This is a genomic window from Pseudoduganella rivuli, from assembly GCF_009674485.1.
In the GTDB taxonomy this organism is placed as follows: Bacteria; Pseudomonadota; Gammaproteobacteria; order Burkholderiales; family Burkholderiaceae_D; genus Rugamonas; species Rugamonas rivuli_B.
In genome coordinates this window covers 222426-236611 of record NZ_WKJJ01000004.1, presented here as the reverse complement: position 1 = coordinate 236611, position 14186 = coordinate 222426, and the positions used below count along the sequence as shown (strand labels likewise).

Sequence of the window (14186 nt, the reverse complement as noted above, 5' to 3'; positions counted from 1 at the left end):
GTGAGACGAAGATGACTACTTTTACGCGCCAGAATGCATGGAACCAAGGCGGTACCCTCAGTAATCCCGACCTTCTCTGGTATGCGAAGGGCGTTGGCAAGATGATGCAGCGCGAGCTCAATGATCCGGCCAGCTGGTGGTTCTTCGCTGCGATCCATGGCGAATATGTGAATCCCGACACAGCCTGGTACCCCAATCCACCCGCATTCCCCGCCTGGGGATACGTGAGCGGCCAGCCTGCCGTGCCGACCTCGCCGCTTCCAAGCCAGACGACACAAGACAAATTCTGGAATCAATGCCAACACGGCACCTGGTACTTCCTGCCATGGCATCGCGGCTACCTTCTGGCGCTGGAGGCGCAGCTGCGCGCTGACATCGTCAGTCTCGGCGGACCGGATACCTGGGCGCTTCCGTACTGGAATTACTTTGGTGGCGCACAAGGAGCCGATGCGGCAATTCCGCCGGCATTCACCACCGAGAAACTCCCGGACGGCACCCCCAACCCCTTGTTTGTCACCATGCGCTTCGGCCCGCAAGATGACGGCAATATCTACATTCCGACCCCCGCCTGGGTAGAAGGACACGGTCAAGCGCCCAAACCGCAATATGGTGATGTGACCGATATTTGCATGCACAATGATCTCTATACCGGATCGGATCCAGCCACGCCGGCACCAGGATTCGGCGGACCAGAGTCCGGATTCGCCCACAACGGCAGCCCGCACGGGAATATGGAAAGTAATCCGCATGACCTGGTTCACGTCTACGTCGGCGGAAACCTCAGCAGTCCTGACTACGGCATCATGGCCGATCCAGGCACGGCCGCACTGGACCCGGTCTTCTACCTTCATCATTGCAATATCGACCGGATGTGGGCCTCCTGGAACGATGCCGGAAATGCCAACCCTACCGAGAGCGCCTGGCTCGACGGGCCGGCACAGCAATTTGTGATGCCGATGCCTGACAGCGAGCCATGGGTCTATACGCCAGGTGAAGTACAAAGCCTTTCGACCTTGAACTATGCCTATCAAGACGCTGCAATGCCTCAAAAGCCGGCAGCAAACCTTTTGGCGCAGCGGCTGGTCAAGTTGGGGGCTATCGGCGCTGCGAATGAGTTTGTACCGTTGACCCACAAAGCGAGTCCGGCGCAGCCTGCCGAGCTTCTCGGCGCGAACACAGGTCCACTTCAGATCTCGAAAGCGGGCTTCACCTCTGTCAACGTGGGGCTGCACCAGGCGGTTCAAAAGAATGTGGTGAAGAGCTTGGGATTTGCATCCGTCACCCAGCTTCCCGACCAGCTGTACCTGAAACTGGAAAACGTACGGGGCACGCAGGATGCAGCTGTCCTCCGCGTCTACATCGATCTGCCGCCGCAGCCAGACCAGGCCACCCAGCGCAAGCAGTTCGTTGGCAGTGTCGGCCTTTTCGGGCTGCGGCGCGCAAGCATCAAGGATGGTGCACACGGCGGTTCAGGCCTGACATTCATACTTGATATTTCGCGCTTCGTGGATACCTTGTTTGTCAAAGACAAGCTGTCCGCCAACCAGATCAAAGTCGATGTCGAAAGCGCCGGCAGCGCGCCGCAAGCCAGCCCGATCGAAGTCGGCCGGGTAAGCATTTATCGCCAGCCGATTTGATCCGTCGCGACGATGTTCTATAGCAGAAGCGAAGCCCACCGTATCCAGCGCTGCCTTTTTTTCATCAGCTGTGCCGCGTGGGCTCCCATCATTGCACAGGCTCTTTGGTCAGGGCCTGTGCAGATAACATCCATTTGTGGCTCAGGCTGGATTCCTGGATCAACGGCTGACTGGATGCTGTCGGCAAGCGCCGGATGGCTGTTGATGGTTGCCGCAATGATGACGCCCCTGAACATCCAGCCGTTATTGCACATTCGGATCAGTTCGTTTAGCGACCGGCGACGGCGCAGCAATGCGCTTTTCTGGGTGGGGTACATTGCGATTTGGCTGGTCGCAGGCTGGGCCACGAAGCTGCTTGAACTGGTGATCAGCCGGGGTGTCCAGGATGAGTCTTTCCTCGTTGGCGTAACGGCGCTGACGGCCGGTCTTTGGCAGGTCTCCCCCCTGAAACAGCGATGCCTGAATCAATGCCATTTTCACCGTCCGCTATCCGCATTTGGGCTGGCGGCCGACATGGACGCGCTTCGCTTCGGCTTGGACCATGGATTCTGGTGCATGGGTTCTTGCTGGGCGCTGATGCTGTTTGCCGATTCGCTCTCACAGTGGCATATTGAAGGCATGGCCCTGGTGGCATTGCTCATGTACTGCGAGCGTATGGATCCGCCGACGACACCCGGCTGGAAACTGAGGGGGGGTCGCACTGCCGCTTTACGCCTTCGCCGCACCGCTTGCTTAAATGCTCCTGGCTGGCTCGCGCCTTTACTCAAACGGTCCCAATAGCAAATCAGACGTTGCACAGGCACCTATATGATACAAAAGAGTGACAAATCGAGGACAACCTCGGCGCCTCTGGTAATCGCCTCGTGTGACAACGTCACATCCGTCCGATCCGCTGGCGTCGAAGTGACAGTGCGCTTACAGGGCGCGGTCCTCTCCGATGCCGCGACCATGAGCAGCATCGGTTCAACCTCCCGCGTCTACATTGCGCTCGAAAACATGCGTGGCACTTTCGACGCTACGGTGCTTCGCGTGCAGATACGGGCCCGCAGCCCGAACGGGGGCGGCACTGCCGGCGAGGTTTATCTTGGAAGTATCGCCCTTTTCGGCCTCAGGAAGGCCAGTGTGTCTCATCCAGGTGGAACGAATGCCGGATTGACAAGCTACCTCGACTTCACGTCCCAAGCCAATCAACTCTTCGGGCAGGCGCTGCCGCCGGATGCTCAGTTTCAGGTCTCCATACACCCTCATCACGAGCTTCCTGACGGCATCGAGATTTCAATTGAACGCATTCGCATATACCTCGCCCCCATGGATTCCAGCAGGCAGTCGTGACGAGATTGACGGCCGGTTGGAACGCAATACTAATGCGGCGCCCTGAAGATATCGTCCCAGCTGAACGCCGGCGGTATGCCCGGATAGCCGTCCGGCATCACGGCCTGGATTTGCCCTGCCGGCGCCGGGTCATCGAAAACACCGCCCGCCGCGGCAGCAGCCAGTCCGCCCGCCAATATCAACAGCCATTTCCAGCTTTTCTTCCTGAACGTATCCATAACGGCTCCTGTCGCGCACCTGCGCCAATGACATCAACCACCACTGAAAACCGGACGCCGCTTTTCGAAGAACGCATCGAGTCCCTCGGCAAAATCCGCCGTGGCGGTACAGGCACAGAAGGCCTTGCGCTCGGCGTCGAGCTGTTCTTCAAAGCGGGTGTCGAACGAGGCCTGGACCAGGCGTTTGATCTGGCCATAGGCATGGGTCGGCCCTGCGGCCAGGCGGCGCGCCAGGGTTTCCGTGGCGTCCGCCAGCCCTTCGCGCGTGACCACCCGGTTGACGATGCCCAGCCGCAGCGCTTCCTCGGCGCCGAACGATTCGGACAACAACATCAGTTCCAGCGCCTTGCGGGTGCCGACCACGCGCGGCAGCGCCCAGGTGCTGCCGGCGTCGGGACTGGTGGCGATACGGGCATACGCCAGATTGAACTGGGTATCGTCTGCGGCGATGCACAGGTCGCAGGCCAGCGCCATGCTCACGCCGGCGCCGGCCACCGCGCCGTGGACGCTGGCGACGAGCGGTTGCGGCAGCGCCGCCAGGCGCGCCAACGCCACATTGACCGGCTTGATGATCGCATCGGCGGTGCACGCCATGCGCGCCTTGTCCTGGTGAAAACTCACCAGGTCGCCGCCCGCCATGAAGGCCGCGCCCTCGCCGCTCATCACCACCACGCGCACATCGCGGCTGTGTTCCAGTTCGAAGGCGATGCCGCACAGGGCCTTCGCCATCGTCTCGTCGATCGCATTCAGCGCCGCCGGACGATTGAAGCGGATGCGCGCGATGCCATCGCGGCAGGAGTACAAAATCGGGTTGTTCGTGCTGTCCATGGTCAGTACTCGTAAAATCCGCGGCCGCTCTTGCGCCCCAGCCGCCCGGCGTCGACCATTTCCCGGAGCAGCGGCGCGGGCCGGTACTTGGGGTCATTGAAACCCTGGTGCAGGGTGTCCATCACCGCCAGCAGCGTGTCGAGGCCGATCAGGTCAGCCAGCGCCAACGGGCCGATCGGGTGGCTGCAGCCGAGCTTCATGCCGTCGTCGATGTCTTTCGCCTTGGCCAGGCCTTCCTGCAGCACGAAGATCGCTTCATTGATCATCGGGCAAAGAATCCGGTTCACCGCGAAGCCAGGGCTGTTGCCGACCGCGACCGGGGTCTTGCCGATGGCCAGCGCGAGGATTTCGGCTGTCTCATGGGTCCGGTCCGACGTTTGCAGGCCGCGGATCAGTTCCACCAGCGCCATCAACGGCACCGGATTAAAGAAATGCATGCCGATCACACGCTCGGGCCGGGACGTGGCTGCCGCCAGCCTGGTGATGGAAATCGACGAGGTGTTGGTGGCGATGATCGCCTCGGGCCGCAACACTTCGTCCACCTGCTTAAGTACCTGCAACTTGATGGCTTCGTTCTCGGTGGCCGCCTCGATCACCAGGTCGCATTGCGCCAGGCGCTGGTAATCCGTGGTCCCGCTGATCCGCGCCAGCGCCGCGGCCTTGCCCGGCGCATCGAGCAAGCCCTTGCCGACCGCGCGGTCCAGCGTGCCGCTGATGCCGGCCATGCCGCGCGCCACCGCGGCGTCGGACGTATCGACCAGCACCACCTGCCTGCCGGAGACTGCGCAAATCTGCGCGATGCCACTACCCATGATGCCGGCGCCAATGACGCCGACCGCGTTGACTTCCATCGTATTCTCCGTGAAATGTTATCTCAGACGTGGCCGGCGGCTATCCTGCGGTCCGCCGGCAGTCCCCGCCGCACCGGATCGGCGGCTGGCGCCGAGTCGGCCGTTGCCGGCGGCGCGTCGCCGGCCCCGAGCCGGAACACGCGCACCAATGTCACCAGTTCGCCGGCCTGCTCCTGCAGCGACTGGGCGGCCGCCGCGGTTTCCTGTACCAGCGCGGCGTTCTGCTGCGTGGCGTGGTCCATGTCGCCGATGGCGCGGTTGACCCGCTCGATGCCGGTGGACTGTTCCTGGCTGGCCAATGTGATGCTGCGCATGCAGTCGGTCACACGGCTGATGCTGTCGACCACTTCCTGCATGGTGGACGCCGCCTCGCCCACCATCCTGCTGCCGTCGTCGATCCGCTGCACCGAATCGCCGGTCAGCGTCTTGATCTCTTTGGCGGCGCTGGCCGCGCGCTGCGCCAGGTGGCGCACCTCGCTGGCCACCACCGCGAATCCCCGGCCCTGCTCGCCGGCGCGCGCCGCTTCGACCGCGGCGTTCAACGCCAGGATGTTGGTCTGGAATGCAATCCCGTCGATGACCGCAATGATGTCGATCACGCGCCGCGCCGACGCATCGATCTCGCCCATCGTGCCGATCACGCGCGCCATGGCCGCGCCGCCCTGGTTCGCCACGTCGGCGGCGGCGACCGCCAGTTGATTGGCCTGCAGCGCGCTGGCCGCATTGGTTTTCACCGCGGCCGTCAGCGCCTCCATCGCCGTGGCGGTCTGCTCCAGCGTGCCGGCCTGGGCCCGCGTGCGCTGCGACAAGTCGAGGTTGCCTGCGGCAATTCTCTCCGAGCCGCCCGCAATGGTCTCGGTGCCGGCACGGACCCGCCGCACCAGCCGCACCAGACTGCCATTCATGTCGCGCAGGGCGTCCAGCATCTGGCCCGTCTCGTCAGCCGATTTCGCTTCGATATGGGCGCCCAGGTCGCCATCGGCGACACGCCGGGCCACACTGGCGGCCGCGCGCAGCGGCCGGCCGATGGCGCGCGAAATCAACAGCGCCAGCAGCAGCCCGAGCGCCAGCGCGCCTGCCAGCATCAAGCCTATCGACAGCCGTGCCGCCTCAAAGCGGGCTTCGCCATCGCGGCTGGCCTGGGCCGCGCCATCGACATCGAGCCGGACCACGGTATCGATCTGCCCATTCAATTCCTCCAGCAGGCGCGCATAGTCGCCCCGGATCAGCGTCAATGCCGTCTCGCCCTGGTCCTTTTCCACCAGCGCCATCAACTTCTCATGCTCCGCCATGAATGCCTGGAACGTCACGGCCGACGCCTTGAAGATGGTGATTTCGTCGGGGGTCGACATCAAGTCGCGGTACTGCTTGGCGGTGCCGCCGAGCCGGGCAAGGATGACGCCGATGCGGGTCTTGTAGGCAGCCTTCGACGCCGGCTGCTGCGACAACAGATAGTTCAGTTCCGTTGCATGAAGGTCTCCCAGGTCGGCCTTGACTTCGAGCAGTGCACGCACCTTGGGCATCCACAGCAGCCCCAGTTCTTTGGCGGTACCGTTGACCGTGCCCAGCTGGCTGATGGAAAACATCCCCAATATGGTCGCAATGGCAAGCATGGCGGCGAACGCGGCCAGCAACTTGTTGGCAATCGAGAGCGATGGCATGGGCTTCCTCCCGGTCGCGCTCAGGCGGTCGCCACTGCGCTGGGACGCGACGCCATCCGGTCGTGCCAGGCGGCCAGGCGCCGGTTACCGGCATCGAGCGGCTGCCCGACTTGCGCGCCAAACTCGACAAAACTGAACAGCAGCAGGTCGGCCAGCGACACGGTATCGCCCGCAATGTAGCGCCGCTCGCCCAGTTGCCGGTCCAGCCACGCCAGCCCTTCGCGCGCCGCCAGTTTCAGGTCGTCCGCCGCCTGCGGCAGGCAGCGCAGCCTGTCCTTGAACAGCGGCAAGCCCTCGGCGCCGCGAAAACCGGCGGTCATGGGCTGCACCACCAGCAAATCGACCCGCCGCGTCCACATGCGCGTAATGGCCCTTTCCCGCGCCGTCGCGCCAATCAGCGCCGGCGCCGGATGCGCTTCCTCGAGCCATTCGCAGATCGCGACGGTCTCGGCCAGCGCGGTGCCGTCATCGAGTTCCAGCACCGGCGTGCCGCCGGCCGGATTCATGGCCAGGAATGGCAGGCGCCGGTTCTCGCCGGCGATGATGTCGACCATGACGGTCGGCAGCGACAAGCCCTTTTCCGCGATGAACAAGTTGACCAGGCGCGGATTGGGCCCGATCGAGGTATGCAGCTTCATGGCGCGCTCCCGCTTAGAACTGCACGCGCTTGGTATAGCCGCCGTCGATCACCAGGTTGGCGCCGGTGATGTAGGAAGCCGCCGAACTCGACAGGAATACCATGGCGTTCGCCACATCCTCCACCGCGCCGAAACGGCCCAGCGGCATTTCCGACAGCGTCTTGTTGTACAGCTCCGGCACCGCCTCCTTGATCATCGACCAGTTGCCGCCCGGATACGCGACCGGTCCCGGCGACAGCATGTTGACGCGGATGTTCTTGGCCGCCCACAATTGCGACAGTTGCTTGCCATACGTGATGATGGCGGACTTGATGGCATTGAACGCCTGCGGATAGATGAACGTTTCCAACGCGGCCGTGCTCGACATCAGGATCACCGATCCGGCGCCGGACGCTTCCAGGAATGGTTCCAGCGTTTCGCAGCCGCGCACCGCGCCCAGCATGTCGAGTTTATAAGTCAAATCCCAGTCGGTGGTGCCCTGCGCGCCGGACGAGCTGGCGTTGTGGATGAAGATGTCGCAGCCGCCGAGCTTTTCCGCGGCCTTGGCCAGCCAGGCCTGGTAGGCCGCGATGTCGTTCATGTCGAAGGCTTCGCCGAACACCTTGCCGCCCGCCGCCGTCAATTGCGTCACGGTCTCGTCGACGCGCTTGGCGTCGCGTGAAAAGAAGGCGACGTCGCAGCCTTCCTGCGCGAACAGCTCGAGCGCCGCCCGGCCGATGCCGCGGCTGCCGCCGTTGATGATGACTTTCTTGCCACGCAGTCCCAGTTCCATTTCATTCTCCTTTTGTAATTGATTGCTATCGTTATGATTGGGTGCTTACTTCGGGGATGGTTCGGCTGCTTTCGACCATGAAATACCGCGCCGCAACAGCTCATAAAACACAGGCAATTCCCATGCGCAGCGCTGGACTTCGGGCCAGTGCGCCATCAGCGGGCGCATGTCGTGGTGGCCGCGGCAATGGCCGAGCGTCAGGTACAGCACCGCGCCCCGGCCGATGGTGCGCAGGTAAAACACAGGATGGCGGGCCTTGGGCCAGTCGGCGCGCGCAAAGCCCGTCGCCTCGCCCTCGAATCGCGCATCGAGCAGCACGTGCAAGTCGGCGTGGATGTCGGACAAGTACAGTTCGTCCGTCACTTCGAACGGTTCAATGCCGCGCACCAGCGGGTGATCCGCGTCGGCCACCTCGACCCGGTATGGCGCAATCGGCGGGTGCGCTATGAATTGCGAACCCAGCGTCTCCATCAGGTGCGGCGCCCAGTCCGGCGAATCGACCAGGCCGTTGGAGAGAAAGCGCAGGATGGAACTGGTGCCGTGCAGCGCATACCAGCGCCCGCCCGCTTCGACCCAGTTGCGCAAGGCTTCCTGCTGTTCCAGGCTGGGCACGACGTCGCACGTGTACGTGACGAGGAAACTGGCGTTGCGGATCGCATCGAGGTTGGCGTAGTCTTCAAACACGCGGATGCGAACGTGTTCATCCTCGGCGAACAATTTAAGCAGTTCAAGCCGTGCGAAATCGATATCGTGGTACTTGCCGGAGGCGATCAACACGCCGTCGATGGCGCCCTTGTGCTGCGGTGCTTCAGTCATCTCTGTCTCCTGGTTCGACGTGGCCTGCGCGTGGCGGCCCGCCGGTATAGTTTTACAGCCGCATCGAGGCGCCGTTGTCGACCACGAATTCAGCGCCATTGACGAAGCGCGACTCATCCGACGCCAGGAACAGCACCATGTTCGCCACGTCGTCCGGCTGCCCCGCACCGGGGTAGTTCTCGCCCACCACCGCGATCACCAGCGGGGTCGCCATCACGCCGGGAAAGATCGCGTTGCAACGGACCGGGTAGCCTTTATCGATACAGTGCGCCGCCACCGACTGGCTCAGCGACCGGATCGCGCCCTTGGCCGCCGCATAGGCCAGCACCTGGGGCGAGCCGCGCAACGCCGTGATCGAAGCGATATTGATGATCGCGCCGCCGCGTTCCTTCATGGCCCCGAGTGCGGCCTGGCAGCCGAGAAACGTGCCTTCGGCGTGGATCGCGTTGAGCAGCCGGTATTGCTCCAGCGTCGTGGTCTCGATATTGGCGGGAATCACGATGCCGGCATTGTTGACCAGCACGTCGAGCCGGCCGTACCGTTCCACCGCCACAGCGACCACACGCCGCCAGTCGGCTTCGCTGGTCACGTCGTGGCGCACGAACACGCCGCCGCATTCCAGCGCCACCTGGCGTCCCGCTTCTTCGTTGATGTCGCTCACCACGATGTGCGCCCCTTCGCGGGCCAGCAGCAGGGCATCGGCCCGGCCCAGCCCGGAAGCCGCGCCCGTGACCAGCACGACTTTGCCGTCGACGCGCTTCATGTCAGGCGCCCACTTTTTCGAGTTGCGCCTGTTCGGGCGTCATGCCGGCGCCACGCAGGAAGGCCTGGTGCATATTGATCAGCGCCGGTTCGTTGCGTCCAAAGGTCGAGAACGGCTTGATGTTGGCGCTCAGCGACTTTTGCACGTTGGCGCTGACCCAGTAGTCTTCCTTGTCGACCACCTCGCGGATGAATTCAAAGTGGGCCTGAGGATCCCGTCCCTGGTCGGGCCGGTCCAGGTCGGAGCGCCAGTAGCAGCGGTAGCGCGTCAGATGGCTGTCGACGGTGGCGCCGGGATACAGCTGGAAGAATTCCACCGCGGTGGGCGACACCAGCAGCGATATGTTCGGATAAATGAAATGCACCAGCTGGAAGTGGCTGAACACATCGGTCCACTGTTCTTCCGGCACGTCCCTGAGCGTGCCGATCGACGTGTTCGGGAAGGCGATCCGGTGATGGCGCTGGCCGGGGCCGAAGCGGTCGAACAGCGACAAATTGCCGATCGCGTAATCGCCCACGCTGTCCTTGTGCAGCGGGCCGAAATGATAACCCTCGCAAAACGTGTCGAGCGCCAGCTTCCAGTTGGTCTGCATGCGCCATTCATGCGTGTTGACCAGCGCCATCTTCGAGAAATCCCACATGGCGAAGTACTGCGCCAGGTCGCCCAGGTGGTCGTCGATGGAAAATTTCATGTCAGGGTCGAGGCCGACGTAAATCATGCCGTACTTCTCTTCGGCCGGCAGCTTGACCAGGTTGTAATAGGCCTTGTCGACGCAGCCGAAGCTCTCTTCCTTGTAGATCGTGCGCAGCTTGCCTTTCAAATCAAAGCCCCAGGCGTGATACGGGCAGCTGAGCGAAGCGGCCTTGCCGCAGCCTTCTTTCAAGCGCGCGCCGCGGTGCGAGCAGGCGTTCAGGAAAGCGTTGACCTTGCCGTCGTTGTCGCGCACCACCAGTACCGGCACGCCGAGATCGTCGAAGGTGAAAAACGAACCGGGATGCGGCAAGTCCGGCGAAAAACCCACCAGTTGCGGGTTTTCCTTGAAGATTTTAAGCCGTTCCACCTCGAACAGCGCCGGATCGGTGTAAGTCCAGGTGGGATGGCGGTAAGGCGCTTCCGCGCTGTCCGTGGTGCCGGCGTCAAGGTGCTTGAGCACGCGTTTGACGATGGCGTGCAAGACTGCTTTTTCATCGAGCATGGTGTCTCCGTGATTGATCTCGTTGTATGTCGATGAGTGTCGACCAAGCACGGATTGGCCACAACTACCCTTTTAGGGAGGTCTCGGCCAGGGGGGTGTTTTGCTAAGATGATTTCGCCGCATCACCGGCCAACATCACCCGAGATAACATCAAGAACCATTGAGAAAGAGAGACAACGATGATCGCCATTTCCGCCCGCATTACCCTCGCCCCCGAGTTCACCGACGCCTTCAGCGATGCCGCGGCGGCCATCATCGCGCCGACCCGCAAGGAGGCCGGCTGCAATTACTATGCGTTCGGACGCGACCTCGAAGAGTCCAACGTGATCCTGATCAGCGAGGAATGGGCCAGCGAGCAGGCGCTGCTCGACCATTTGAAGTCGCCCCATATCACGGACTTCCTGCGAAAAACGCAATCGATGACCATGCTGGGGTTCGACGTCAAGAAATACCGCGTCAGTTCGGTGGGCGGCATGGACAGCTGAAAGCCGTCCGCCTGATTGCCACTGCGCCTAGCGCACCGTGATCAGGCCGCGCGAACAGGCGATCGCCACCGCATGCGTGCGGTTGCTCGCATTGAGCTTGGCCACGGCATTGCGCAGGTGGAAGCGCGCCGTATCGTGCGAGCGCTGGATGATCTGCGCGATTTCATCCTCGGTCTTGCCACAGGCCGCCCAGTGCAGGCATTCGATTTCACGCGCCGTCAGCGCATTCGGGTTGGCGGTATTGAACGCTTCGCGGCGCAGGGCGTCGAGGCTGTCGATATGGCGGATGAAGGCATGGGAAATCAGGTAGGTGGCGCCATACGTTTCGCGGGCCCGCTGCAGCAGCTGGTCGCGGTCGCTGATGCACCACGTCACGTAGCCGGATTTTCCGCCCGGGCGGTGCACCGGCACCGTCACCGCGCCTTCAAAGTAATTGCGGTAGTACCGCAACACCTCGGTTTGCCCGGGGCCGAGCTTGCGGCCGCGCCAGGCCACGCCGGCCGGATCGCACTCCCACACGATGGCGTCGGCCGTGCGGCCGCACTGCTGCGTCACCGGGCAATCGCGGCCAAGTTCCCGCTCGACCCACGCGTGCACGCAGTCGGACGGCCAGCCCATGGCAGTGCCGATGAACTGGCCGTCGCTGCAGCGCGGCAGCGCCAATTGTTCACGGTCGAGTTGGAACGCGGCCAGGTTCCAGCCAAGTTCGGAGGCGGTTTCCGCCAGCAGCAGCGCCGCCGAGTTCAGGCTGGTCTGTGCCGACAGCTTTTCGCGAAAGCGTTCATCCCACGTGTTTCCCATATCCCCTCCCCCGGCATCTGCGTGCCGTACTGGTAATGTAACACCAACGCTTGCTACAAATCCAGCACCAGGCAGTTGCTCAGCGCGCGTGACACGCAGGGTGTGAACTGGTCGTTCCTGGCCCGCTCGTCGTCGGTGAAATACGCGTCGCGGTGGGCCGGCACGCCATCGAGCACGCGCGTGATACAGGTGCCGCACACCCCTTCCTCGCACGAGGTCGGGACTGTGACGCCGTTGTCGGCCAGCACCGAGGCGACCGTCCTGCCGGCCGGTACGCAATACGTCTTGCCGCTGCTGGCGATTTTGACATTGAAAGCCGTGTCGGCGGATTTGTCCTGCGCCTTGGCGGAAAAATGCTCGAGGTGGACTTGCGCACTGTTCCAGCCCTGCGCCCTGCCGCTATTGACCACGTGGTCAATAAAGCCGCCCGGACCGCAGACATAGATGTGCGTGTCCGGGTCCGGCGTTGCCAACAGCGTGGGCAAGTCGAGCTTTTGCGCCGGCGCGCCGCAATCGAAGTGAAGGTGCACGCTGGCGCCAAACCGCGGCGCCAGGAGGCGCCCGTGAAACGCCGCGCGCGCTGGCTCACGGGTACAGTAATGCAGTTCGAAATCCGCGCCGCTGTGCGCCAGCTGTTCGGCCATGCACAGGATGGGCGTGATACCGATGCCGCCGGCGAACAGCAGTGTGCGCCGTGACGGCGCCAGCGGAAAATGGTTTTTCGGCGCGCTGATGCGCAGGACATCGCCTTCACGCACGCCGTCATGCATGGCGACGGAGCCGCCGCGCGACTTGGGATCGCGCAGCACCCCGATCACGTAGCGCTGCGTTTCCCGGGCGTCATTACACAGCGAATACTGGCGCACCAGGCCCTCTTTTACCTGCACGTCGATATGGGCGCCGGCGGAAAATGGCGGCAGCGGCGCGCCGTCCAGCGAGACCAGTTCGAAGCTGGCGATATCGAGCGCTTCCTCGGTTCTCCTGGCAACCTTGACAGACAGTCCAGTCATGATGCGTTCCCCTGCCGCTGTTGCGGCGCCATCAGTTTTTTCGCGATGCTCCAGCGGTGCACCTCGCTGGGGCCGTCGTAGATGCGGAATGCGCGCAAGTCCTGGAAGATGCGCATGACGATGCTTTCGCCGGTCACGCCGCGCCCGCCCAGTATCTGCACGCAGCGGTCGACGACGCGCCATTGCGCTTCCGAGCACGCCACCTTCGTCATGCTCGATTCGATATTGCCCGGGCTGCCCTGGTCGAGCTGCCAGGCGGTATGCCAGATCGCCAGCCGGGCGCCCAGCAAGTCGATCTCGTTGTCCGCCAGCATGAAGCCGACGCCTTCGTGTTCGCCCAGCGCCTTGCCAAAGGCGTGCCGCTCGCGCGCATAGGCCAGCGCCACGTCGTGCGCACGGCGCGCCTGCCCCAGCCAGCGCATGCAGTGAGTCAGCCTGGCGGGCGCGAGCCGTACTTGCGCGTAGCGGAAACCCTTGCCTATTTCTCCCAGCACGTCGGTGGCCGGCACCCGCAGGTTCTCGAACACCAGCACGCCATGGCCGCCGGCAAAACAGGAATCGAGCGAATCCATCAGGCGTTCCAGGCGGATACCGGGCCGGTCCATGTCGGTCAGGAACATGGTTGCCGAGCCATCCTCCATTTTCGCCATGACGATGGCGAACGATGCGCCCTGCGCGCCGGTAATGAACCACTTGGTGCCGTTGATGACGTAATGGTCGCCGTCGCGCACCGCGGTGGTGGTCATCATCGACGGGTCGGCCCCGGCGCCGGGAGCCGGTTCGGTCATGGCAAAGCAGGAGCGGATGTGGCCGGCCGCCAGCGGCCGCAGCCAGCGTTCCTTCTGCGCCTCGGTGGCAACCGCTTCCATCAAGTGGATGTTGCCCTCGTCCGGCGCATGGATATTCATGGCAACCGGGCCCAGCGGCGAATAGCCGGCCTCTTCGAAGACGATCGCCTTGGCCACGTGGGACAGGCCGAGTCCTCCCATGTCGGCCGATGCATGCGGTGTCAACAGGCCGGCGGCGCGGGCTTTCGCGGTCAGTTCGATCCGCAACGCCTCGGTCGGGCCGTGCCGGGTGTTGCGTTCGTCATGCTCGTATGGCATGACTTCCCGCGCGATAAAGCTGCGGGTGCGTTCCTGTAGCGCCAGGAGTGCGGGAGAGAGGGAAAAGTCCATG

General features: G+C 63.4%; 16 protein-coding genes. 4 read left to right on the top strand and 12 right to left on the bottom strand.

Annotated elements, in window-relative coordinates:
• The first annotated feature begins 11 nt into the window (after positions 1-11).
• From GJ700_RS08045 to GJ700_RS08035, 3 genes are all read left to right on the top strand, one after another.
• Positions 12-1637 (top strand): tyrosinase family protein, encoded by a 1626-nt coding sequence (locus tag GJ700_RS08045; protein WP_154372402.1) that lies wholly within the window; start codon positions 12-14, stop codon positions 1635-1637.
• Between the two features lie 174 nt (positions 1638-1811).
• Positions 1812-2417: a copper chaperone gene (locus tag GJ700_RS08040; RefSeq protein WP_195763817.1), complete on the top strand. Its 606-nt coding sequence runs from the start codon at positions 1812-1814 to the stop codon at positions 2415-2417.
• A gap of 27 nt (positions 2418-2444) precedes the next feature.
• Complete coding sequence (locus tag GJ700_RS08035) at positions 2445-2969, top strand: DUF7868 domain-containing protein (protein WP_443094164.1); 525 nt, start codon at positions 2445-2447, stop codon at positions 2967-2969.
• A 29-nt stretch (positions 2970-2998) separates the two neighbouring features.
• Here the strand turns inward: GJ700_RS08035 and GJ700_RS08030 are convergent, their stop codons facing one another.
• From GJ700_RS08030 to GJ700_RS07990, 9 genes are read right to left on the bottom strand one after another with little or no spacing between them, the layout of a single operon-like run.
• Entirely contained in the window at positions 2999-3187 is a 189-nt protein-coding gene (locus GJ700_RS08030; RefSeq protein WP_154372396.1) for a hypothetical protein, read from the bottom strand.
• Between the two features lie 33 nt (positions 3188-3220).
• On the bottom strand, positions 3221-4015 hold the full coding sequence (locus GJ700_RS08025) for an enoyl-CoA hydratase/isomerase family protein (protein WP_154372394.1): 795 nt from the start codon (positions 4013-4015) through the stop codon (positions 3221-3223).
• 2 nt (positions 4016-4017) lie between these two features.
• Positions 4018-4866, bottom strand: coding sequence for a 3-hydroxybutyryl-CoA dehydrogenase (locus GJ700_RS08020; RefSeq protein WP_154372392.1), 849 nt, complete (start codon positions 4864-4866; stop codon positions 4018-4020).
• 23 nt (positions 4867-4889) lie between these two features.
• Positions 4890-6527, bottom strand: a complete 1638-nt coding sequence (locus tag GJ700_RS36050; RefSeq protein WP_154372390.1) for a methyl-accepting chemotaxis protein — start codon at positions 6525-6527, stop codon at positions 4890-4892.
• A 20-nt stretch (positions 6528-6547) separates the two neighbouring features.
• A complete protein-coding gene (locus GJ700_RS08010; RefSeq protein WP_154372388.1) occupies positions 6548-7165 on the bottom strand; it encodes a glutathione S-transferase family protein in 618 nt (205 codons plus the stop codon).
• Between the two features lie 13 nt (positions 7166-7178).
• Complete coding sequence (locus GJ700_RS08005) at positions 7179-7937, bottom strand: SDR family NAD(P)-dependent oxidoreductase (RefSeq protein WP_154372386.1); 759 nt, start codon at positions 7935-7937, stop codon at positions 7179-7181.
• A gap of 45 nt (positions 7938-7982) precedes the next feature.
• Positions 7983-8753, bottom strand: coding sequence for a ThuA domain-containing protein (locus tag GJ700_RS08000; protein ID WP_154372384.1), 771 nt, complete (start codon positions 8751-8753; stop codon positions 7983-7985).
• Positions 8754-8805: 52 nt separating this feature from the next.
• Positions 8806-9516: an SDR family oxidoreductase gene (locus tag GJ700_RS07995; protein WP_154372382.1), complete on the bottom strand. Its 711-nt coding sequence runs from the start codon at positions 9514-9516 to the stop codon at positions 8806-8808.
• 1 nt (position 9517) lies between these two features.
• Positions 9518-10711, bottom strand: a complete 1194-nt coding sequence (locus tag GJ700_RS07990) for an aromatic ring-hydroxylating oxygenase subunit alpha (RefSeq protein ID WP_154372380.1) — start codon at positions 10709-10711, stop codon at positions 9518-9520.
• Positions 10712-10890: 179 nt separating this feature from the next.
• On the opposite strand from GJ700_RS07990, the gene GJ700_RS07985 reads away from it, so the two are divergent.
• Positions 10891-11196, top strand: a complete 306-nt coding sequence (locus tag GJ700_RS07985) for a putative quinol monooxygenase (RefSeq protein WP_154372378.1) — start codon at positions 10891-10893, stop codon at positions 11194-11196.
• Between the two features lie 27 nt (positions 11197-11223).
• Here the strand turns inward: GJ700_RS07985 and GJ700_RS07980 are convergent, their stop codons facing one another.
• Genes GJ700_RS07980 through GJ700_RS07970 form a run of 3 tightly spaced genes read right to left on the bottom strand, consistent with a single transcriptional unit; the run spans position 11224 to position 14185 of the window.
• Positions 11224-11997, bottom strand: a complete 774-nt coding sequence (locus GJ700_RS07980; RefSeq protein WP_154372376.1) for a helix-turn-helix transcriptional regulator — start codon at positions 11995-11997, stop codon at positions 11224-11226.
• A 53-nt stretch (positions 11998-12050) separates the two neighbouring features.
• Complete coding sequence (locus GJ700_RS07975; RefSeq protein ID WP_154372374.1) at positions 12051-13007, bottom strand: PDR/VanB family oxidoreductase; 957 nt, start codon at positions 13005-13007, stop codon at positions 12051-12053.
• On the bottom strand, positions 13004-14185 hold the full coding sequence (locus tag GJ700_RS07970; protein WP_154372372.1) for an acyl-CoA dehydrogenase family protein: 1182 nt from the start codon (positions 14183-14185) through the stop codon (positions 13004-13006). Before GJ700_RS07970 ends, GJ700_RS07975 begins: the two co-directional genes overlap by 4 nt.
• Between the last annotated feature and the right edge of the window lies 1 nt (position 14186).

Bases quoted from the DNA above. Each gene is read 5' to 3' on its own strand.
- GJ700_RS08045 (WP_154372402.1), top strand. From the start codon at position 12: ATGACTACTTTTACGCGCCAGAATGCATGGAACCAAGGCGGTACCCTC.
- GJ700_RS08040 (WP_195763817.1), top strand. From the start codon at position 1,812: ATGCTGTCGGCAAGCGCCGGATGGCTGTTGATGGTTGCCGCAATGATG.
- GJ700_RS08035 (WP_443094164.1), top strand. From the start codon at position 2,445: ATGATACAAAAGAGTGACAAATCGAGGACAACCTCGGCGCCTCTGGTA.
- GJ700_RS08030 (WP_154372396.1), bottom strand. From the start codon at position 3,187: ATGGATACGTTCAGGAAGAAAAGCTGGAAATGGCTGTTGATATTGGCG.
- GJ700_RS08025 (WP_154372394.1), bottom strand. From the start codon at position 4,015: ATGGACAGCACGAACAACCCGATTTTGTACTCCTGCCGCGATGGCATC.
- GJ700_RS08020 (WP_154372392.1), bottom strand. From the start codon at position 4,866: ATGGAAGTCAACGCGGTCGGCGTCATTGGCGCCGGCATCATGGGTAGT.
- GJ700_RS36050 (WP_154372390.1), bottom strand. From the start codon at position 6,527: ATGCCATCGCTCTCGATTGCCAACAAGTTGCTGGCCGCGTTCGCCGCC.
- GJ700_RS08010 (WP_154372388.1), bottom strand. From the start codon at position 7,165: ATGAAGCTGCATACCTCGATCGGGCCCAATCCGCGCCTGGTCAACTTG.
- GJ700_RS08005 (WP_154372386.1), bottom strand. From the start codon at position 7,937: ATGGAACTGGGACTGCGTGGCAAGAAAGTCATCATCAACGGCGGCAGC.
- GJ700_RS08000 (WP_154372384.1), bottom strand. From the start codon at position 8,753: ATGACTGAAGCACCGCAGCACAAGGGCGCCATCGACGGCGTGTTGATC.
- GJ700_RS07995 (WP_154372382.1), bottom strand. From the start codon at position 9,516: ATGAAGCGCGTCGACGGCAAAGTCGTGCTGGTCACGGGCGCGGCTTCC.
- GJ700_RS07990 (WP_154372380.1), bottom strand. From the start codon at position 10,711: ATGCTCGATGAAAAAGCAGTCTTGCACGCCATCGTCAAACGCGTGCTC.
- GJ700_RS07985 (WP_154372378.1), top strand. From the start codon at position 10,891: ATGATCGCCATTTCCGCCCGCATTACCCTCGCCCCCGAGTTCACCGAC.
- GJ700_RS07980 (WP_154372376.1), bottom strand. From the start codon at position 11,997: ATGGGAAACACGTGGGATGAACGCTTTCGCGAAAAGCTGTCGGCACAG.
- GJ700_RS07975 (WP_154372374.1), bottom strand. From the start codon at position 13,007: ATGACTGGACTGTCTGTCAAGGTTGCCAGGAGAACCGAGGAAGCGCTC.
- GJ700_RS07970 (WP_154372372.1), bottom strand. From the start codon at position 14,185: ATGGACTTTTCCCTCTCTCCCGCACTCCTGGCGCTACAGGAACGCACC.